Origin of the sequence: Lewinella sp. IMCC34191 (genome assembly GCF_003390935.1) — a bacterium.
Lineage (GTDB): Bacteria > Bacteroidota > Bacteroidia > Chitinophagales > Saprospiraceae > Neolewinella.
On sequence record NZ_QNQZ01000002.1, the window covers coordinates 549,828 to 570,415 of the forward strand.

Here is a 20,588-nt window from a genome sequence, read left to right on the forward strand (position 1 = left end):
CCTCGGAGTGTCGGTACGACCTGCGAGTGTTCCTTTTGGGGATCTCGGTTGTCAGTTGTCGGTTGTCAGTTGTCCGTGCACCTTGCATTTTTTTGCGACGGAGCGCAGGTAGAATACTTATTCATCGGGCCAGCGGATATCCCAACGTGGTTCCTTTCCGAGAAGATGCTCCACGAAGTAATTCCAGCGGACCTTGGTGAAGTAGCGGCCTGCCTGACCGGTATAGCCGTGGCGCTGGCTGGGGAGGATGAGCATATCGAAGGGCTTATCGGCCTGTATGAGAGCTTCCGCTAGCTTGAAGGTAGCGGAGGGGTTGACGTTCTCGTCGATACCGCCGTGGGTGATGAGGAGTTTGCCCTTTAGGTTGCCGGCCATGGTGATATTCGACTGTTGGTGGTAGGCCGAATCGACCGGCCAACCCATGTACATCTCGGGCCACCAGGCTTTTTCCATGCGGTGGTCGTGATCGCCGGAGCTGGCGACGGCAACCTGGTAAAAGTCCGGGTAGGCCAGTACCGCGTGACCGGCATCGTACCCCCCGGCGCTATGGCCGTAGATGCCGACCCGGGTGGTATCGATCCAGCTATACCGCCGGCCTAGTTGGCGGATGGCCGCGACGTGATCCCCCAGGTTGCCTCCAAGGTTCTTGTAGGAAAAGTCGTGGAAAGCTTTCGACCGCCCCGGTGACCCGCGGCCGTCGATCCGGACGAGCACGAAGCCCAGTTCGGCAAAGGACTGCAGCGATAGGGCCTGACTGTAGTCGGTAGGATAAACGTAGGTATGCGGACCGGTGTAGCTGGCCTCGATCACCGGGTAGCGTTGGGTGCTGTCGAAATTCGTGGGCTTCCAGATGGCCCCGAAGATTTGCGTCAGTCCATCTCCGGCGAGGGCCGTGAAGGGTTGGGGAGGGGACCAATTCGCCAGATCATGCGTCTCCGCCGTAGCCAGCTCGGCAATGACCTCCCCGGAACTCGCCCTACGCAGTACCGTGCGGGTAGGAGTGGTTACGGATGAATAGTTATCTACGATATATTGGCCATCCGGTGAAAAGGTCATCCGGTGGTGAGCCGGCTCCGGGGTCAGGAGTTGCAGGTCACGGCCGTCAAAGCCTATGCGGTAAAGCTGCTGGGCATAAGGATTATTTCCTCGTTCCCGCCCGGAAGCGGCAAAGTAAATGGTCCGCGTTTCCTCGTCTACACGGCCTATGGCGTCCACGTAAAAGTCGCCCCGGGTTAGGCGCTCCTCCTGACCGGTCGTGAGGTCCAGACTGTAGAGCTGCCGCCAGCCGGATTTCTCCGACAAGAAAAACAGCCGGTTGCTTCCCTCCGATAGTTCGAAGGTGAAATTGTCGACGTTGGTCGGGCTGCTTTCGGTGTAGAGCGTGTCCAGTTTTCCGGTGGGCAGATCGAGGGTATACAGCTCGACGCTTTTGAAGCCGCGCGGCTGCCACTGTAGGTACACTTTGTTACCGTTTTCGGACCACTGGGCATTCACCGTGTTGATATGCGTACCTCGGGGGAGATCGACGTTCACGCGTTCACCGGTTTCCGTATTGAAGAATACCGGTTCGAGGTAGACCATCCCGGTGTCACCGGGCGAGCCGCGGTAGTAAGACAGCAAGCGCGGCCGGTACAGGGTATCAACGCTCCAGTCTAGCAGATGCATTTTACCGGCGCTGCGTAAGTCGACGCGATTCGCCAGCAGCCATTTTCCGTCGGGCGACCAGCGTACGCCGAAGTGCTCCGGCCGGTCGCCGTTCTCGCCCTCGATGATATCGTCCCACCCGTACCAGGATGCATATTCGTACTCGCGCACCCCGTCGCTTGTCAGGGCCCGTTGCCCGGTGGAGTCGGGGCGACGGAGGTAAAGGTTATGGTTCTCGGCGTAGGCTACCCAACTGCTGTCGGGGGCATAGCTTACCGCCTGGCGTTCGGTTTCCGTCCGCTTCTCCGGCGTCAGTACTTCGTTGTTCAAATCAAAACGGAAGCTTCGCGCTTTGACCGTGAATGTCAGGGTTCCGTCGGTATGGTGCTGAAGATCTTCGAGGGGAAGATCCTCCGCTTTCATGACTTCCCGCAGGGAATCCGAAAGAATGGATGCCAGGGCAGCGTGATCGAAGAGGGGTTGTGGTTGCCCGTCCGGCAAGGTCAATCCCCGGTAGCGCTTTGCCCCACCCGCACGATCGATGAACCACAGGCCCGTACTGTCCGGGTACCAGTTAACTGGTACGTAGGCATTAGCGATCTTTTGGTAGTTGGTATTCCCAGGCAGGAAGGCCACGGCGCGGTCGTAAGCATCCCGGCTGATCGTATCCTGCGCGGAAGCGGACCGATGAAGCAGCAAGGCCATCAGTATCCAGGCACAGCGCAGGAAAATGGCAAACCGTGGCATAGTGGCTAAGCTACTTCCTCCCGAATCGAAGATAAGATTCCGGTACTGCTGTGGCCGTCCAGATAAGGCAGCACCTCGACGGATCCGCCCCAGCTCCGTACTTCCGTGGCTCCGACTATGGTATCCGGGGTGTAGTCTCCCCCCTTCACCAGAATGTCCGGCCGCAGCGACTTGATGAGCTCCAGGGGCGTGTCCTCGTCGAAGGGGATAACGCCGTCGACAAAGAACAGGCTGGCCAGCAACTGCATCCGGGCCGCCAGCGGCATGACCGGCCGGCTGCTTCCCTTCAGGCGGCGCACGCTTTCGTCGGTGTTCACGCCCACGATGAGGCGGTGCCCCAGTCCGGCCGCCTGCGCCAGGTAGGTGAGGTGACCGGGATGGACCAGGTCGAACACCCCGTTCGTAAATACCGTGCGTTGGCTCACCGTTCGCCAGCCACAGCGGCGGCGGCTCAGGTCGGCGAGGGGAAGAAGCTTGTCGTGGACGAGTTCGAGTGGCGTCATGGCGAAAATTCGCTGGAAAAAAGGGTTTACTCCATCAAGCTACGGTGAATTCACTGGTCTCCTGCATTTATTGCTGGAAATCGTAAAACCCCTTACACCAATTACACCATACTCCATTATAAATCAATGCCTTACACCTGCCCGATACCTTACCCAGGCATTGTAAACCAAACGAAAGGGCATGACGGCGGACGCTACGACGGCCCAGACCCCGAAAAAGCGATATTCGGCGTGCATGTACTTGTCCATGGTATCTCCGAGCTCGGCATCTAGTCCGCGGATCAGTACATCGGGACCGCGCTCATCGAAGTAAATGATAAAGGCATTGAACTCCTGCACCATGTAGAAGATAAGCGGGATCAGCAGAAACGCCACCGCCGCCTGCGCGATCAACTGATCGCGCAGCCACGTCACGTGCAATAGAAAGAGGTAGCGGGTGGCGGTTACGGCAACGACGACGTAGATGAAATTAGCGACGTAGAACGGGAAGTCAGGTACCGTACTGTAGATCGGCAGCAGCACCATGCAGGCCAGTACGACCGCGAAGGCCCACCAGCTAAGCTCGAAAACGGCCGTAATGCCCCCCTTACTATTGACCAAAGTGATCGCGAAGCTTTTCGAATAGTTCTACTCCGATATTATCCTGGGCTTCGGCCGTGGCGGCACCGATGTGGGGCGATACGCTCAGGCGGGGGTGTTCCAGCAGGTCACGACGGGGGCTCGGCTCGCCGATGAAGACGTCGAGCGCGGCACCGGCGATCTTGCCGCTGTTCAGGCCTTCGAGCAGGGCATCCTCGTTAATGACACCGCCGCGGCTGGTATTGGCGATAATGACGCCGTCCTTCATTTTCGCGATCTCCTCCGCGTTGATCAGGTTACCGCCGGGCACGTGAATGGTGATGTAGTCCGCCTGCGGAAGCGCCTCCTCGAGGGGTACCGTATTCAGTTTGAAGTCCATATCGCGGCCGTCGGCAAAACTCAGCTTGACCGTATCCGACTCCTTGTACAGATCGACGGGTAGCACTTTCATGCCCATACCCAGCCCGATCCGGGCGGCGGCCATGCCGATGCGTCCGAAGCCGATCACGACCAGCGTACGCCCGCGCAGCTGCTGGCCGCCCGCGTAGGCCTTTTTGAGCTTGGCGAAGTCGCCGTCCTTTGCAGTGAGTTCGCGGTTGGAGCGGTGCAGAAAGCGGCTCAAACCGAAGAAGTGGGCGAATACCAGTTCCGCTACGGCGTCGCTCGAGGCCGCGGGGGTATTGTAGGTCGGAATACCCTTGCTCTTGGCATACTCGTGATCGATATTATCGATGCCTACCCCACCCCGGAGAATGGCTTTCAGATTGGGGCTGGCGTCAATGAGATCTTTCCGGACCTTGGTTGCGCTACGGACGATGATGGCGTCGTAATCGTTGAGCTTGGTCATCAGTTCGTCCTGGGGGATCTTCTTCGTGTCGACGGAAAAACCGGCCTCTTCGAGAAGTTGCTTTCCATTGGCTGCAATGCCGTCGTTAGCTAGTATGCGGATCATATATCTTGTTTTGGGAGTTGTTGGTTGTCTGTTAGCGGGACCCCGGCCGGCCCGGGGAGGGCGCTATATCGGAGGGTTCCGGTTGTCGCTTAACGTGCAGGCCGGGCCTTTGATCACGTAAGGGCGGCAAAGTTAGTAATCCTCAACCCGGCGGGCTGAACGTTTGTCTTGTATGTTACGAGTTCTATCGACTAAGCGGTGACAGCGCGCCCGAACCGCCTACTTTTGTCCTATGGTTATCGACATCATCTGCCTGGTTTTTCTTGCCTACGGGTTCTGGGTCGGCTACAGCCGGGGCATCATCTCCACGGTACTCAGCCTGGTCAGTTACGTATTCGGCATCCTGGCGGCCATGAAGTTCGGGCCCATCGCCGCCGAAATGATCTTCAACGCTTTCCCGGCGGTCACCAGTGCCGGGGCGTTTCTGCTCGGCGTGGTGCTGTTGTTTTTCCTTACGCTGGTGCTCTTTCGCATCCTGGCCCGGGGCCTCACCGGCGCGCTGGAATCCGTAAATATCAACTTCATCAACCAGATCCTCGGCGGCATCCTGTCGGGCCTGTTTTTCACCTTCATCTTCTCCGGGCTGGTCTATTTCGGTGACCGCAGCCGCATCATTTCCGATGAGGTACGCGCCGACAGCATTACCTACCCCGTCCTCGCGAAGCTGCCCGATATAGTAATCGACAACGCCCAGGCCATCTTCCCGATTTTTTACGATTTCTACGAGCAGGCCGTGGATGCCATGGACCGATTACGCGACGGGGTCGAGCAATCGGAATCCGACAGTATTTTCGACCTGGAATAGACTTTATTCACTATACTTGCTCCATTGAGGCCCCTTGTATCCTTTTTCAGTCGTCATGCATCGGGTTAACTAGTCATCAGAATTATGCTAGCTCCCGCTATCCCCTCCAACGAGGAAGCCAGGGTACGCGCCCTGCACGCGTATAACATCCTGGACACGCTCCCCGAGCGGCAGTTCGACAATATCGTCAACCTCGCCGCCAAGATTTGCGGCACCCCGGTGTCCCTGATCAGCCTGGTAGATAGCGACCGCTGCTGGTTCAAGGCCAAGATCGGCGTCGGCCAGATGACCGAAGCGCCCCGCCGGATTGCCTACGCCGCCCACGCGATCAACTCTCCGACCGAACAGATGGTGGTAGAGGATGCCCTGACGGACGACCGCTTCTGCGACTGCCCCCTGGTTACGGCCGACCCCCCCATGCGTTTCTACGTCGGTACCCCGCTGGTAGATGCGGGCGGATTCGTGCTCGGCACCCTCTGTGTGATCGACCATCGGCCCCGCAAACTCGATGCACTGCAGTTGGATATGCTCCGCACGCTGGCCGTCCAAACAGTGGATCAGATATATACGCGCCTGGAAATCAACCGGATCGAGGCACTGAACCGGGAACTCGAAGCAAAAAACGAGGAACTGGACCAGTACGCTTCCATCATATCGCACGATCTGAAGCAGCCCCTGCGGACGGTGCGGGGCTTCCTCGACATTATCCACGAAGATTACGGTGACGATCTGCAGGAATCCCTACGGGAATACCTGGCGCTGATCGATAAGACGACCGGACATATGCAGAACATGGTCCACAATATGCTGGCCTACGCGCGTGTCGGCACCCAACGCCAGCGGACGGCCGTTAGCCTGCACCGCATGCTAGCGGAAATCACCGTCGATTTCGCGCAAGTGATTCGGGAGCGCAGGGCAAGCATCACCGTTGACAAATCGCTACCGGAGGTGTACGGGTACGCGCCGGAGATTCGACAACTGCTGCAAAACCTGATTTCCAACGCGCTGAAGTTCGTTGCCCCCACCGTCATTCCCCAGCTCCGCATTTCGGCAAAGGAGACACATAAGTATTGGCGCATCAGCGTCGCGGATAACGGAATCGGCATTCCCGCCCGGCAGCGGCGAAACGTTTTCCGTCTTTTCGAACGGCTGCACGACAGCAGCGAATTTGAGGGGCAGGGCATCGGCCTGGCGTTCTGCAGTAAGATCGTCAAGCTTCACGGCGGAGAAGTCGGCGTAACGGGCAACGAGTCCGGCGGCAGCACCTTCTGGTTTACCATTCCGAAAGTCAAGGCGGTGGACCAGTCGGTAGCGGCTTAGGCCCGCTCCCGGTCGTGCATCAACCGCCAGACCATTTCTTTCATCAGTTCGCTTTCCTCCTTACCCGCCAGATTACTCCCGACCCCCTTGCTCTTCAGGTCGTACTCCCGTAGCAGGGCGAACACCTGGTAAAGATCTTTTACCGAGTAATTGCGGGCGGTACGTTCGTAGTCGGCCAGAAAGAAATCGAACCGCAGCCCCAGCGTTTTCATGATAGCTTGCCGGCTCTCGCGTTTGGCGTGCAGTTCCTTAAGCAGGAAAACCTTACTGAAATAATTGTACAGGCTACCGGTCACCATTGGTAGCGGGGCGGCTTTCGGGTTGGCGCGGAAGTACTGCAGGATGCGGGCCGCCTTCGTGGTTTCCCCGTGCCCGATGGCCCGCTGGAGCTCAAATACGTTGTGGTCCTTACTGATGCCCACCTGTTCCTCGACGATCTCGGTGGTGACCTCCGTCCCCTTTGCCAGATTGAGCATGAGCTTGTCCAGCTCGTTGGTGATCTTGCCCAGGCTGGTTCCCAGGTACTCGGCAAGGAGATTACTGGCTTCCGGCTTGATGGCGTACTTGCGATCCTTCAGGTAATGGGTGATCCAGGCGGGTACCTTATTGTCGTACAATCCCTTGGATTCGAAGACCACGCCGTTCTTGCGGATGTTTTTAAACAGCGTCAGATTGCCATTCAGTTTCTTATGCTTGTGGCTGATCACGAGGATGGTGGTGGGGGAAGGTTTCTCGGCGTAAGCGGCCAGTTCCTTCAGTTCCCGCATGTCCTGGGCCTCGCGGAGAATGACCAACTGGCGTTCGGCCATCATGGGAAAGCGGCGGGCGGCGTCCACGATCTGGAGGTACTCCGTGTCTTTCCCGTAGGCAATGGTCTGGTTGAAGGCCCGCTCGTGTTCGGCCAGGGCGTGGCGCTCGATGGCCTCCTCCAACTGGTCGATGAAGTAAGGTTCTTCCCCGTGAAGGAGGTAGAGTGGCTTAAAGTCTTTGGCCTTGATCGATTTCAGCAGGGCGGAGAAGTCCATGCGGCGAAGGTACGGCTATCGCAAATTGCCGGGCCGGGCGGGGTAACGGGATGTGTAATGATTCAGGTCATTAACCTGATCGGCGGATTACGACGGATACTTTACCTGCGCCCCGCCGCCCGAAAATGCAGCGTCGAAATGGGCCGTATCTTGGTCGGCACACCCGGAAAAACCTATGCACCCTGCCCTGGAAATACGCGGCCTGCGCAAAAGCTACTACCAAAAACCCGTCCTGTTCGGACTGGACCTGACCGTGGCACCGGGGCAGATCGTCGGTTACATCGGCCCGAACGGGGCCGGCAAGACCACTACCCTGCGCATACTCGGCGGGCTCGACAATCGCTTCGACGGGGAAGTAAGGGTGCTGGGTATCGACGTAAAGCGGGATCCCATCGCGGTCAAACGCCGCATCGGGTACCTGCCCGAAAGCGCGGACCTGTATGACGTACTTACACCGCAAGAATTCTACGACCTCGTCGGTAGTCTGCACGGGATGGAGGAAGCCCGCATTCGCGACCGGGCGGCCCGCCTGGAGGAGTATCTAGGTCTTAGCTATCGCCGCAACCAGCGGATGGACAGCTTCAGCAAGGGTATGCGGCAGAAGGTCCTGCTGACTAGTATTCTGCTACACGACCCCGACCTTATCTTCATGGACGAGCCGCTGAACGGGCTGGACGCCAACAGTGTCATCCGGGTCAAGGACCTGCTGCGGCAACTCGCGGATCAGGGCAAGACAATCTTTTACAGCAGCCACATCATGGACGTGGTAGAGCGCATCAGCGACCGCATTATCCTTTTGAACGACGGGCGCATTGCCGCTAACGGCACCTTCGCGGAACTCAACGCCCTGGCCCACAGCGACAACCTGGAAAACTTATTCACCCAACTAACCGGCGGGCTGACCGGGGAGCGGGGCTCTCGCTTTAGCCTGGACAGCGATGAATAGCCTGCTCCTCTGGGCAGTAGCTCGCATGGCTCCCGCGTGGCGTGGTCTGGGGGCCGATCCGCGTGCCCTCCGCCTGATACTGGCCACGAAAATGAAGATTGGCGACCGGTCGCTCAAGCACATGGGGCAGACGCAGGGGAAATCTTCTGATTACTCCATCCTGATTTATTGTCTTCTATTCCTATTCGGCATCATCCTTATTTTTATCTACCTGGCCGTAGATGACAAGGCCACCGCCGTGGGGATGATCTTTACCTTTGTATCGGTGTACCTCGGCTTCATGCTGGTGACCGAAATGTCGGATACGCTCTTCGATACCCGGGACCTGATGCTGCTGTACAGCCGGCCGGTCTCGGACGCGACGCTGAGTCTGTCGCGTGGGCTGTACGTCTACCTCTTCGCAAGCAAGTTCGTGCTACCGCTCACGGTACCGTTGGGACTGGCGCTGCTGTATCTCTCGCCGCTGATGGTGCCGGTGTATGCCCTACTCTGCGTGCTTTTGACGGTAATCATTGTCAGCATGACGTTGGGATTGTATCTGACACTTCTGCGGCGCCTTCCACCCGACCGGTTACGGCGGGTGCTGGGGTATTTGCAAGTGGCGCTGACTACGCTGTTCATCGTTCTGTACCAATTGCCGAACCTGGTCAACTTTACGGACTCGGGGGACGGTATATTCGATCTGCGCATCGTAGGGACGCCGTGGGGTTTACTCTGGCCCGGCTTCTGGTTGGGGGGCGTATGGGATAGCGTGATCCACCTCGGGGCGCGTCCGCTGAGCCTGGTACAGGGAGCACTCGGTATCGGGGCGGCAGCGGTGGGGGTGCGGTACTACGTCCGTCAGGGAGGCAATTACGGATCGCAGCTGATGGGCGTCCGGATCGCGGGGTCGGAGTCGGTGGAGGACGCTTCCGAAACGGACGCCGCACCGGGATTCTTTGCCCGCTACCGGGCTTGGTGGGGTCAACTGACCACCCGCCCCGGGCCGGAGCGGGGAAGTTACCTCTTCAACACGGCGCTGATGACGCGCGATTTCCAGTACAAGCAACAGGTTTATCCGGGGCTCATCATACCGCTCATAATCGCGGTGGGCTTTGCGGGGCGACGCCTCATCAAAGGGGGTGATGGACTCGAAGCGGGTGCCGTCATCACGGCCCTCTACGTATTTGCCTTCCTGATCGTCAGCCCCTTGCTATCGGCGCGGCTGAGCGAAAACTTTCGGGCGGCATGGGTATGGCAGACGAACCCGGTTGAAAAACTGAACGCGATCCTGTACGGGCAGTTGATGGCCGCCATAGGCGTCTTCTTCGTCCCCGTCGGCCTGCTGGTGTACGTTTGCGTCTGGATCGTAGGCGGGGTCGCGGTCTTCGACGATATATTACTCAGTCTGGCCGTCATCCTGTTGGCAGCGGTCATCTTTCAGTATACGGAGCGGTCCCTTCCCTTTTCCATTGAAAAGAGTGACGGCGGGTTCCACGCCATCGGCCCGATGATCCTGATCCTTTTCGTGGGGAGCCTGGCAGGTCTCGCGCACTACGGGTTGACATTCATCCCTTACGGCGTGGCGCTCGGCACGGTCGGTGCGTGGGTCGTCTGTCTGCTTGCTCTCCGGGGCTTACGCCGCTAGCGATTCCAGGATCACGCCACACGCCCACTCCAGCTCCGCTTCCGTAATGGTGAGCGGGGGCGCAATCCGCAGACTGCACTCGTTCCACAGGAACCAGTCGGTGATCAAGCCCCGTTCGAGGCAGCCGGCAATGACCCGGCGCACTTCGTCAAAATCGTCGAGCTCAACGGCCATCCAGAGGCCGGCGGAGCGCAGGTGGCGGATTTTGGGGTGAACGAGTAGCCGGTGCAGCAGCGCCTCTTTTTGCGGAACCGAGGCGATCAGGTCCGAATCATCCGTCAGTTGCCGGAGCGTTGCCAGTCCCGCCGCGCAGCTAACCGGGTGGCCCCCGAAGGTGGTGATGTGCCCCAGCACCGGATCGACCGTGAGGGACTGCATGAGCTCGCGGGAAGCTACGAAGGCACCCAGCGGCATCCCGCCGCCGAATCCCTTGGCCAGTAAAAGGATGTCGGGAACGATGCCGTACTGTTCGAAGGCAAAAAGGGTGCCGGTCCGGCCCATTCCCGCCTGAATTTCGTCCAGGATGAGCAGCGCCCCGGTTTCATCGCAGCGACGGCGCACCGCCTGTATCCATTCCGGGCGTGGCTTGCGGATCCCCCATTCCGCCTGTACCGTTTCCAGGACCACGGCCGCGGTATCCGTCGTGATGCGCCCCAGATCGGCATCACAATTGAACTCCAGGTGGGAGATACCGGGCAGCAACGGATGAAAGGGCCGGGTAAAATCCTTCGGCCACATCAGACTGGCCGCCCCCTGCGTACTGCCGTGGTAACTACGCCTGGCGGCTACGATGCCCGCCCGCCCGGTGACGCGTTTGGCCAGTTTCATGGCCCCTTCCACCGCTTCCGTGCCTGAATTCGTGAAGTAGACGTTGTCCAGTGAATCGGGGAGGTGCGTGCAGAGCAAGGTCGCGAGTTCCACCTGCGTACCCAGCACGAATTCCCCGTAGACCAGGGTGTGCATATACGTTCCGGCCTGCCGCTGTACCGCCTCCACCACGGCGGGGTGGTTGTGCCCCAGCGCGCTGACCCCGATACCGGCGATGAGGTCGAGGTAGCGCTTGCCGGCGGTATCGATCAGGTATACCCCTTCTCCTCCGGCGATCTCTAATCCCATGGGGGCGGGGCTGGTCTGGGCTACGTGTTTTAGGAAGTTGGCGCGCATGGCGCGAAGGTAGTACGGTAGTGGTTAGTCGGTTGGCTTCGCCATCCGGGGTAGTCGTGTAGTAGCTCCCAGCACCCAGCACCCAGATTAAAGCTGTTCGAGGTTAGCCACCAGTTCTCCGAGATCTTCCGCGCTGAGATCGGCCCGGGCGGAGACGAGGGTGGTACGATCGTGGTCATTGACGATGACAACCAGGTCCCGGATGCGTTTTTCCTCGTAGCGGACGGTGAGGGTGACGCGTTCGCCTTCCTGGGTGCGGACTTCCGCCCAGCGTTCGAATTTCTTGTAGCGTTCGAGGCTGTAGAGGAGGTTGACGATGCTGGACTGCGGTTCGGTGAAGTCGTCGTTGAGGTAGGTAACCACCCGGACGGTGCCGACATCTCCCATCAGGCTGAAGACGGCTCGCTCGTGCGGATCGTCGGTACTGATCGTGGCGATGTTTCCGGCCAGCCCGATCAGCCAACCGGGTACCTTTACGGCTACGTTTTCTTCCCCCCGGCGGTGCTCGCGGATAAAATCCTTAATGACCTGTTCCTGGGCCTCTAGCCCGAAGGAAAAGAGGCATAGTGCGAGTATTAATTTATACATAGTGGGTGTGTTGACGGGTGATTATTCGAGGGCGCGCTGGAGCTCGCCGAGTTTGCTGATGTCGATTCGGCCTACGAAGCTGAGCATGGCGAAGGTGTCGTCGGCACCAACCAGCAGGAATAGCTCGTTCACCACGGCATTTTCATCCTGGATGAAGGCTTCGACGTTCTGGCCGTCCTGGGTACGAACCTTGAAGAGCAGTTCGTAGGCGTCGGTACTGATGCGTTCCTTGGCTTCGCGGTAGAAGCGGTCGGGGGTGATATCGGTGTGCAGGACGCGAATGCCCTGGATGTCCTGGACCACGTTGCGGATGGCGGCGATCTCTTTTTCATCCATCTCCTCAAGATTGAGGTCGGCATCCTTGAAGAGTTCGAACATCTTACCGGATACGTAGACCGCGGTGAAGCGCTCGTCGTCGACGTACTCGCTGAAGTAATTGCTGATCGCGTCCAGCTGGTCCAGCTTCTGCGCGGAGGCGGGAAGGGCCAGCACGAATAGCAGGAAGCTTAGTAGATATTTCATGATTTATATGATGGTCGGCGTGGTGCCGGGTGGGTAAAGATTAATCCAGGATCTGTTCCACCTCCCGCAGTTCGCGGATGGTGATCTCGGGACCCCGGGTGAGGTTTTCGGAGGTGTTCTTCAGTACGGTCTTCAGGAAGCGCATGGCTTCTTCCTCGTCGGTAATTTCGTAGCGACTCCAGTCTACCGGTTGCCGCTGCGCTACGGGGAAGTTGCTCACGCGGGGTTCCTGCTGCCGGTGGACGATCTGCAGGGTCAGGATCAGCAATACCGCGGCGGCGGCCGCCAGTAACCAGCGCGGGAGCCTGCGGCGGCGGGCGACGGGTCGGGGCGGAGCGGTGAGACTTGCCTCCTGTTGCCAGTAAGCGAACAGGGGGGCATAGGTTTGCAGTTCCTGCGCTACGTCACCCGACTGGAAGTAGGCCTTCAGGCTTCGTTCTTCCTCCAGGGTGGTTTCCCCGGCGAAGTAGCGTTCGATCAGCTCGGTGGCTTGTGCATGATTCATCGGTCGACAATTCGTTCTTTCAGTAATAGTTCCCGCATCCGCTGGCGCCCGCGGTGCAGGTACACTTTGACCTGCTCCATCTTGAGGCCCGTGACGTCGGTAATTTCGCGGTAGCTCATTCCTTCCACTTCCCGAAGTTGCAGCACGGTACGCTGATCGACGGGAAGTTTTTCCATCTGCCGGCGGATATGAAAGAGGGTGTCTTCCGTTTCCACCAACCGGTGGGGGGTCAGGTTGCAAGCATCGTCGGGAGCCGCCGCCCGTTCGTACGCCGAGCGGGTCTTCCGCGATCGCAGCAGATCGATCGCCCGGTTGTGGGTCATCTTGAGGAGCCAGGCCGGCGGGTTGTCGAGACGTACGATCTCGTCCTGCCGCTGCCATCCCCGGATGAGCACTTCCTGAACGACGTCCTCCGCCTCGCTACCGTCGCCGGTCATCCGCAGCGCCAGGCGGTACAGCCGGTCGCGAACGGAGTCGATAAGGGTAGCAAAGGTTTGCACGTCGGGGCGTTTGAAAGGTACACGGACGAAGCAAGGTGCTTTGTTACAATCCCCTCTAATTTTTTCGACGAATTTTCGGCTCGGTGTAGCCGATAGGCAGAATGCCCCCTTTTTAGCACCGACCCGTTGGCGGACGGTTACTGCCACGCGAGCGGCAGCGGGCAGCCTCCTGCGGTAGCCCAACCGTCAATCATGAATCAGAACTCGTCCATACTAACCTCGACCCGTCGGCGGACCAGCTATCGCTGGGCAGACGACTAGTGCCCGTCAGCGGACGGTTGCCGCCACGCGAGCGGCTGCCAATCGTAAATCGTCTATCGTAAATCGTAAATCGATACGTCTACACCTCCGCGCCCAGCCATACTTCGCAGCCCTCCGTACAGTTCTGGCAGATATCGATTTCGGCGCGCCCCTTCAGCAGCTTACGGCGGAAGTCATCGTATGCCCCGCCTTCCCAGACGTCGTGCAGGCTGTCTTGCTTCACGTCGCCCAGGCGGTGGGTGACGTCCTTGTCGAAACAGCAGGGGGCAACCAGCCCGTCCCAGGTGATGACGCAGCTGTGCCAGAGTTTCCAACAGTGATTCTGGAGCTTATTTTTCAGGCCGTAGGTGCCATCTTCCTTTTTGTAATAGCGAGCATACTGTTCCTGCTCGGGCATCAGGGGGTTGCCGTGCTCGTAGTCGTAGAGCTGGGCGGACTTGAACTTCACTTCGTTGATACCGATCTCTTCGGCCAGGCGAACGACTTCGCCCATCTGGTGCTCGTTCGGCTTGACGACCAGGAACTGGAAGATCAGGTGGGGCGTGGCACTCTTCATTTCCTGTTTCCACCGGACCAGGTTACGGGCGCCCTGAAGCACGGTTTCCAACTTTCCGGACTTCCGGTACTGTTCGTACACCTCCTGGGTGGTACCATCGACGCTGATGATCAGCCGGTCGAGGCCACTCTCGATGGTGCGGCGGGCGTTGGCGTCGTTGAGGAAGTGGCCATTGGTAGAGGTGATGGTGTATACGCCCCGGTCGGTTGCTTCCCGGACCATATCGAGAAAGTCGGGGTTGATGTACGGCTCCCCCTGGAAATAAAAGATGAGGTAGAGCAGGCGGTCGGCGATGTCGTCCAGCGTGCGGCGGAAAAAGTCAGCCTTCAGGTTGCCCGTCGGGCGGGTAAACTGCCGCAGGCCGCTCGGGCATTCAGGGCAGCGCAAATTGCAGGCCGTCGTCGGCTCGAAGGACACCGTGAAGGGCTTGCCCCAGACTACCGGTCGCTGTAGCCAGCGGGTTGCGTAATAACTGGCGATCACCTGCCCCGCGTTGACCACCCGGCGGGGTGTCAGCTTACGGAGAAAATTAAGGGTGTCGCGCAGATGTAATCTCGCCATGGTGCGAAGATACAGCTCGACGGCGCGGTCACCGGGAACGCACACTTTAGCGAGTATCCGCCTGATCAAAAATTAGTTGCCCTAACAAGTATATGACTTTTTGCTTACCTTCAATAGGCCTAAAAAAGGATCCGACCGGCGAAAGCCGATCGGATTCCCTAAAGACAATGTAATCAACTAAAACATTCTTGCTACCGGTACCACCGGTAGGTAGCTTTTACCAGGAAGGTGTTCCGCACCTCGTCGGAGAAGACATTCGATCCGAGGCTCCGAAGTAAACCTTCGCCAGGATTGCCGCTGGCGGTATTGCCCTGCGACCACACCAGGAATATTTCCGAGCCGGGCCGGTATTCCCACCGCACCACCATATTGGAACGGAATTGGATGAAGTTGAAGTCTGGGTCATCCACGGTAAAATCCCCGTCCGGCGAGGTGATCCGGTAAATTCCTTCCTCACCATCGTAGGTAACGTCTCCGGAAGGGTACGAAACGAAGCGGCTACCGAATGCCTCCGCCATTGCCTCACCGCTAAATCCCTTGAAGTCCTGGTAGCGCCCGCGGCTGATGAAGGGTTGCCCATAGTACTGCAGCGTGAGGTCCGGCGTGAGGTTATAGGTGAAGCGGACGGTGGTGCTAAAGGTCTGTTGGTCCACCGTGGCTACCAGGTAAGACGTACCGGAGGCCACGTCCCGTTGGTCCACGTACTGATCAGCCCGGCGCAGGACGGAATAGCTCGGACTCAGGCTTACCGAAGCGGCATCCAGCGGCTGCCAGCTTGTCCACAGGCCCACCGATCTTTCCAGTTGGGTGCCGTCGAAGGTGCGGTATTCGTACCCTTCCGCCCCGACGGTAACTTTTTTCCGCTGGTCCGAATTCACGTAGGCGAAATATTCGGCTCCCGGGCTGATCCGCAGGGTCGGTCCGCCCCGGAGGTCGGTCTTGGAAGCGCGGTAGGCGATGTACGACGCACCGGCACCGACGCGCATGAAATTCTTGAAGTTGGCGTGGGAGTTGACGTTGAAGGTCTGCTGGAGCAGGGTGCCGCCAAAATCGAAGGTGCTGTAAACGTTCCCGTTCACCTGGAGGCGCCGGAAGATCGAGAACGGATTCTGCCACCGCCGGGCCATCCAGCCGAAGTAATTGATCTCATCCGCGTTGCGCATGAATCCGATATCGTTGATCTCGAATCCGGGAGAACGCCACGTCGCGCCGGTCTCGAAAATGAAGTTTCCACCTACGTTACCGACCTTCAGCATGCCGCTGCTACCATTCAGTCGGGTCGCGGAGCTGTCTACCTCCAGGTGATCGGCGTCGGGGCGCTGGAAGAAGTGCTCGAAACCGGTTTGCGTTTCCAGGATCGCTTCCTTACTGCCGCTCACCGATGAGAGCACCGTATTGCCCGCCACGTACCAGGCCCGGTCCTTCCAGCGGTGATTGAAATCTACTCCACCGGAATAGGCTTCCCGGTGGAGAAAGCCAAGCTCGGGGTCGTCGGTCAGGCTACGCTGTACGCCGGTCAGGATGGCGCCTACGTAGGTGTCCCCGCCGCGGAAATCCTGCTGGATGCGCCCGACCTGAAAGTTGGTTAGGGGCTCCACCACCGATTCGCTGCGTTCGCCGGCCAGGTCGATGGTGGCCATCTCCCGCTCCGTCACGCTTTCCAGTAATCCGACGCTCAGGCCCGAGCTGGTCTTGCCGCTGAACTTGGCCGCCCCCAGGATGGTCGTATTCACCGGCTGATCCACGTAGTAGCTCCGGGCGGCATCGGAGGAAACGACCCGGTGCGGGCTCCCCCCGATGCGCCGGGAATAGAAAAGCTGGTCGGAGGTATGGCCACCCCCGGCCTCGGCCGACGACAGGTTAAAGTCGAAAATATTCTGCCCCTCCACGAAGAAGGGCCGTTGCTCCCGGAAGAAGACCTGGTAGCCGTCCAGGTTCAGGGCCCCAGGATCGGCCTCCACCTGCCCAAAGTCGGGGTTGATGGTCAGGTCCAGCGTGAGGTCGTTCGTCACGCCGATGCGGGCGTCCAAGCCCGCGGAAAGGCGATTATCCGAACCGTTCGCGAAGGGGTTGCCCGGCTCTTCCGGGTAGGTCGCGCGCTGGGCGACTACGTAGGGCTGCAGTTCCACTGTCCGGCGGGGTTGTAGGTCCTTCAGCCCGCGGAGCTCCCCGAAGCGGCTCACCCAACCCGAGGCGTTGCGTTCCTGGGGCTGCCACAGACTGCGCTCCTCCATTCGGAAGTCCATGCGGGTAGACTGTATACCCCACACCTGGTCGGCTCCCGACGAAAAGCGGAGTTGGGAGAGCGGAATGCGCATCTCGGCCGTCCAGCCTGCCGAGTCGATCTGTGTCTTGGCCTCCCAGATCGGGTTCCAGGAGCTGTCCCAGCTGTTTCCATCGTTCGAGACAAACTCGTCACCCTTCACGCCCGAAGCGGAAACCGTGAAGGAGAAAGCCGTCCGCTTGTCGTGGTAGCTATCGATGTTGACCTCCACCCAGTCACCGGGGAACTGGTCCCGCCGGCCCATCCGCTGCTCGATCTTCTCGGGTTCGGTATCCAGGCAGCGGAAGGCCACGTAGAGGTTCCGGTCGTCGTAGAGAATCTTTATCCGGGTTTCCTGGGTAGGAGCGGCTCCGGCATTCGGCTCGAACTGCACGTACCCGCCACTCCAGGCTACGCCATCCCAGGCGGCATCGTAGGGGCTACCGTCAATCACCGGCGCCTGCCCCGCGATGCGTTCGGTATCGTAGCCGCGCTGCGGGTAAACGACCTGCTCCGTGCTATCCTGGCCGAACACGGGCAGACTAAGGATCAGGCTAAGCGAGACTAACAGGTATAGCTTCATATTCGGGGAGTGTACCGCAACGACGAAAGCCGGAATCGGGGGTTGCATGGGGAGATATTTTATCGCTGCACGTTTGCCACCCCCTACAGGTTACTTGGCTCGTCGTAAATAGACGTTATCGTAGGGCGATCGGCATTTTACCTGCGCTCCGCCGCCCTGTCCTATGGTTCCGACTACACGCTCGTAGAACTGGCGCTGCTCGCTGGCCGCTTTGTCGATCCGGATATCGAAATCCGTCATCAGGCTACCGTATTCCGTGATCAGTTCCAGCTTGGCCGTGGCGTCGGCGGGAAGGGTGAGATCCACGTCCCCGTAGTTGCTGTACAGATCCAGCTTACTGCCGGGCTCCAGCTCGCTGGGAGCAATCTCCAGGGTGCCGTAGGTACTGTGCACGCGGGTGAGTCCGGCGATGTCGGCCACTTCGACGTCCCCGTATTCGGTTTCGACCTCGATGGACATCCCGGGCGGTACGCCGATGCGAAGACGGATGCGGGAATTGCAGCCCCGGATGCGCACGCCGTTGTTAACGGTTACCCGGTCTTCGCATTCCTCACTCAGTGTCTGCTGGTTGGGTCCGACCTCCTCCAGGCGTAGGCGATTGCCGCTGCGGTCTACGGAGATCTCGCCGAGGTCGGGCCGCTCGGTGTCGTTGATCAGGACCAGGTGGGTGACCGTGATCTCCCCCGATGCGGAGGGAAAGAGTTCGACATTCCCGAACTGGCTGGAAATGAAGAGGTGATCGGCGCCCTCGGTAGCGATGGTCTGCGTTTTAGACTGGGCATGAAGGTGGCCCGCAGCCAGCAGGAGGCTGCAAATGATGAAGCGGAGCATGGGTAATTGCTTAGGGGGTTACTGCTTGCGCAGGTAGATATTATCGTAGGTAGCGGTCAGGCTGATCAGGGTGCCACCGCCGTTGATGGTGCCGCCGAGGTTGCCGAGGTTGACGTCACGGGGACTGTCGTAGTCGCGGTCATCCTCATTGCCGGCGACCGTATTGGACTTCACGTTGATGTCGAAATCGGTGTACATATTTCCGTAGCCGGTGGAGAGGCGTACATCGGCCTTGGTAGCGGCGGGCAGGGTAATGTCCACGTCGGAGTAGGTGGAGTGCAGGCGTATCTCCTGCGTCGGAGCGGTGTTCCATACGGCGACAATCTCGTCGTAGACGGTATTGACGGCCACCGGTCCGGTCACGTTATCCAGTTCGGCTTTGTGGTACATCATCGATACGTCGAGGCTGCCGGAAAAGTCGCGGACGGTCAGGTCGCCGCCCCGGTGGGTACTCTGTTCGACCGTGATGCTGGCGCTGTTCGGGACGCGCACCGTCACGTGCTTTCCGTTGCCGCCTACCTGGGCGATACGGATGGTACCGTTGCTTTCCGTGACGTTGAGTCCGGCGCCGGTATTGTCCTTCAGGCCGGAGGCACTGATCTGACGCAGACCGTCGGCGCGATCGTCGTTGCTGCTCCCGTCGGGGCGGCCTTCCACGATCAGCTCACTGCCGGAGGTGCCGACAATGGTCAACTCATCGATCTCGGAGAAGGCGACGGTCTTTCCGCCGGCGTTTATCTTGAATTCCTGCTGCGCCCACAGGGGGGTGGTCAATAGGAGAAGGACAAAAATTCGTAGGGGGGTAAGCATGGCTATATTAATTTGAAGGTCCCCAGTTCGGCGGCGTCGCGCAGGGGCCGGGGCGTCTGGTCGTTATTGATAATTTCTTCGAGGTAGGGCAGCACGCGTTTCTCGTTCAGGGCTACCAGGGTTTCCAGCAGTTGCACCCGTACGGCGGGGGGCGGGTCGCTGGCCATGGCGGCCAGCATCTCGTCGCGGGCGGCCGGGCTGTCGGCAAAGCGGTGGAGCGCATCCAGGGCGGCCAGCCGCACGTTCGTTTTTTCGTCGGTCCGCAGCATGTGGCCGAGGTTGGCGATGATGGCCGGGTCGGCTACGGGCACGTCCAGGCTGACGGTAGCGGCGCGCATGCGGGTGGTGGGCTGCTCATCGTCCATTAGCTGCAACATCAGCGTGCGGGTAGCCGCCAGCTGATGCTCCAGGTGGCTGGTATCGCTGCGCCCGAAGTACCAGCCCAACCCGAAGACGAGGAGGAGCATACTGGCCGCGATGCTCAGCAGGGCGGCGGGGCGCAGGTAAAACGCCTTTGCGGAAGCGGTGGCCGGCTGGACTTCGTCCGTTTCATCGCTCTCGTAGCCGGCGAGCATGTCGGCGAAGCGTCGGTCGGCCGCGGCGCTGGGTTGCGGGTCGGCCGGGCGGGCGACGTCTTCCCGCAGCTGGCGCAGGGCGGCCAGCTCGCGGGCGGTATCGGGGTCGCCCTCGATGGCGTCCTTGACCATCGCATAGCGTTCCGGAGAGAGCTCGCCGGAGAGGTAGTCGATCAGTTCGCTCTGGGTGATGCGGTTCATGATTGGTTTTTGTGATAGTTATGCCGGAGCTGCTTGCAAGCCCGGTGCATGCGCACTTTGATGTTGGCCTCCGTGGTGTTGAGCACGGTGGCGATGTCGGCGTACTTCATATTTCGTTGCCAGGCCAGTTCGACCACCTCCCGGTAGTTATCGGGCAGGGCGGCCAGGGCATGGCGGCAGTCGGGGTACGATTCCTCCTCCTCCAGCGGTAGCCGGCTGAATTCAAAGTTGTCGTCGATCGGCATACGCCCTTGCAGTCGACAGTGGTCGCGGTGGGCGTTGCGGGCAATGGTGAAGATCCAGGTCTTGAAGGTGGATCCTGGTTGCCAGCTCTTTCGGTATTTGATGACCCGTTCGAAGGTCGTATGCAGGAGGTCCTCCGCGGTGGCGCGGTCCTGGTGGGTTCGGTTGATCAGAAACCCGAGCAGCGGTGCTTTATACCGGTCGTAAAGCAGGGACAGGCGGTGGACTTTACCCGCTGCCACTTCTTCCATGATGATTTCGTCGGTCGCTGCCAAGG

General features: G+C 59.6%; 20 protein-coding genes. 4 read left to right on the forward strand and 16 right to left on the reverse strand.

Annotated elements, in window-relative coordinates; translation table 11 throughout:
* Positions 1 to 117 precede the first annotated feature (117 nt).
* From DRW39_RS06790 to DRW39_RS06805, 4 genes are all read right to left on the reverse strand, one after another.
* Positions 118 to 2,391 carry a S9 family peptidase gene (locus DRW39_RS06790; protein ID WP_232830080.1) on the reverse strand — a complete coding sequence of 758 codons (2,274 nt, stop codon included), beginning with the start codon at positions 2,389 to 2,391 and terminating at the stop codon, positions 118 to 120.
* Positions 2,392 to 2,396: 5 nt separating this feature from the next.
* Positions 2,397 to 2,894, reverse strand: coding sequence for a D-glycero-beta-D-manno-heptose 1-phosphate adenylyltransferase (gene rfaE2 / locus DRW39_RS06795; protein WP_116106257.1), 498 nt, complete (start codon positions 2,892 to 2,894; stop codon positions 2,397 to 2,399).
* 123 nt (positions 2,895 to 3,017) lie between these two features.
* A complete protein-coding gene (locus DRW39_RS06800; RefSeq protein ID WP_116106258.1) occupies positions 3,018 to 3,494 on the reverse strand; it encodes a hypothetical protein in 477 nt (158 codons plus the stop codon).
* The gene (locus DRW39_RS06805; RefSeq protein WP_116106259.1) at positions 3,484 to 4,425 is read right to left on the reverse strand and encodes a D-2-hydroxyacid dehydrogenase; all 942 of its coding nucleotides are present in this window, start codon (positions 4,423 to 4,425) and stop codon (positions 3,484 to 3,486) included. Before DRW39_RS06805 ends, DRW39_RS06800 begins: the two co-directional genes overlap by 11 nt.
* Before the next feature lie 232 nt (positions 4,426 to 4,657).
* Here DRW39_RS06805 and DRW39_RS06810 point away from each other — a divergent pair, with 232 nt between their 5' ends.
* Complete coding sequence (locus DRW39_RS06810; protein WP_116106260.1) at positions 4,658 to 5,230, forward strand: CvpA family protein; 573 nt, start codon at positions 4,658 to 4,660, stop codon at positions 5,228 to 5,230.
* 84 nt (positions 5,231 to 5,314) lie between these two features.
* On the forward strand, positions 5,315 to 6,550 hold the full coding sequence (locus DRW39_RS06815) for a sensor histidine kinase (RefSeq protein WP_116106261.1): 1,236 nt from the start codon (positions 5,315 to 5,317) through the stop codon (positions 6,548 to 6,550).
* Here the strand turns inward: DRW39_RS06815 and holA are convergent.
* Positions 6,547 to 7,575 (reverse strand): DNA polymerase III subunit delta, encoded by a 1,029-nt coding sequence (holA, locus tag DRW39_RS06820; RefSeq protein ID WP_116106262.1) that lies wholly within the window; start codon positions 7,573 to 7,575, stop codon positions 6,547 to 6,549. The genes DRW39_RS06815 and holA overlap by 4 nt on opposite strands.
* A gap of 175 nt (positions 7,576 to 7,750) precedes the next feature.
* On the opposite strand from holA, the gene DRW39_RS06825 reads away from it, so the two are divergent.
* Positions 7,751 to 8,521: an ABC transporter ATP-binding protein gene (locus DRW39_RS06825; RefSeq protein ID WP_116106263.1), complete on the forward strand. Its 771-nt coding sequence runs from the start codon at positions 7,751 to 7,753 to the stop codon at positions 8,519 to 8,521.
* Positions 8,514 to 10,148 carry a hypothetical protein gene (locus tag DRW39_RS06830; protein ID WP_116106264.1) on the forward strand — a complete coding sequence of 545 codons (1,635 nt, stop codon included), beginning with the start codon at positions 8,514 to 8,516 and terminating at the stop codon, positions 10,146 to 10,148. Before DRW39_RS06825 ends, DRW39_RS06830 begins: the two co-directional genes overlap by 8 nt.
* Here DRW39_RS06830 and DRW39_RS06835 read toward each other — a convergent pair.
* The 11 genes from DRW39_RS06835 to DRW39_RS06885 form a co-directional block, all read right to left on the reverse strand.
* Positions 10,137 to 11,312 carry an aspartate aminotransferase family protein gene (locus DRW39_RS06835; RefSeq protein WP_232830081.1) on the reverse strand — a complete coding sequence of 392 codons (1,176 nt, stop codon included), beginning with the start codon at positions 11,310 to 11,312 and terminating at the stop codon, positions 10,137 to 10,139. The two genes, DRW39_RS06830 and DRW39_RS06835, sit on opposite strands and share 12 nt — an antisense overlap.
* 87 nt (positions 11,313 to 11,399) lie before the next feature.
* A complete protein-coding gene (locus DRW39_RS06840; RefSeq protein ID WP_116106265.1) occupies positions 11,400 to 11,900 on the reverse strand; it encodes a DUF4252 domain-containing protein in 501 nt (166 codons plus the stop codon).
* 21 nt (positions 11,901 to 11,921) lie between these two features.
* Positions 11,922 to 12,422: a DUF4252 domain-containing protein gene (locus DRW39_RS06845; protein ID WP_116106266.1), complete on the reverse strand. Its 501-nt coding sequence runs from the start codon at positions 12,420 to 12,422 to the stop codon at positions 11,922 to 11,924.
* 40 nt (positions 12,423 to 12,462) lie between these two features.
* Complete coding sequence (locus DRW39_RS06850) at positions 12,463 to 12,927, reverse strand: hypothetical protein (RefSeq protein ID WP_116106267.1); 465 nt, start codon at positions 12,925 to 12,927, stop codon at positions 12,463 to 12,465.
* Positions 12,924 to 13,427, reverse strand: a complete 504-nt coding sequence (locus DRW39_RS06855; RefSeq protein ID WP_157975976.1) for an RNA polymerase sigma factor — start codon at positions 13,425 to 13,427, stop codon at positions 12,924 to 12,926. The genes DRW39_RS06850 and DRW39_RS06855 overlap by 4 nt, the downstream gene beginning before the upstream one ends.
* Positions 13,428 to 13,767: 340 nt before the next feature.
* Positions 13,768 to 14,805: a radical SAM/SPASM domain-containing protein gene (locus DRW39_RS06860; RefSeq protein WP_116106269.1), complete on the reverse strand. Its 1,038-nt coding sequence runs from the start codon at positions 14,803 to 14,805 to the stop codon at positions 13,768 to 13,770.
* Positions 14,806 to 14,996: 191 nt separating this feature from the next.
* Positions 14,997 to 17,699 carry a DUF5916 domain-containing protein gene (locus tag DRW39_RS06865; protein WP_232830082.1) on the reverse strand — a complete coding sequence of 901 codons (2,703 nt, stop codon included), beginning with the start codon at positions 17,697 to 17,699 and terminating at the stop codon, positions 14,997 to 14,999.
* 42 nt (positions 17,700 to 17,741) lie between these two features.
* Complete coding sequence (locus tag DRW39_RS06870) at positions 17,742 to 18,482, reverse strand: DUF4097 family beta strand repeat-containing protein (protein WP_116106270.1); 741 nt, start codon at positions 18,480 to 18,482, stop codon at positions 17,742 to 17,744.
* Between the two features lie 18 nt (positions 18,483 to 18,500).
* Positions 18,501 to 19,292: a hypothetical protein gene (locus DRW39_RS06875; RefSeq protein ID WP_116106271.1), complete on the reverse strand. Its 792-nt coding sequence runs from the start codon at positions 19,290 to 19,292 to the stop codon at positions 18,501 to 18,503.
* Positions 19,293 to 19,294: 2 nt separating this feature from the next.
* Entirely contained in the window at positions 19,295 to 20,068 is a 774-nt protein-coding gene (locus DRW39_RS06880) for a HEAT repeat domain-containing protein (protein ID WP_116106272.1), read from the reverse strand.
* Positions 20,065 to 20,586 (reverse strand): RNA polymerase sigma factor, encoded by a 522-nt coding sequence (locus DRW39_RS06885; RefSeq protein ID WP_116106273.1) that lies wholly within the window; start codon positions 20,584 to 20,586, stop codon positions 20,065 to 20,067. Before DRW39_RS06885 ends, DRW39_RS06880 begins: the two co-directional genes overlap by 4 nt.
* Positions 20,587 to 20,588 lie beyond the last annotated feature (2 nt).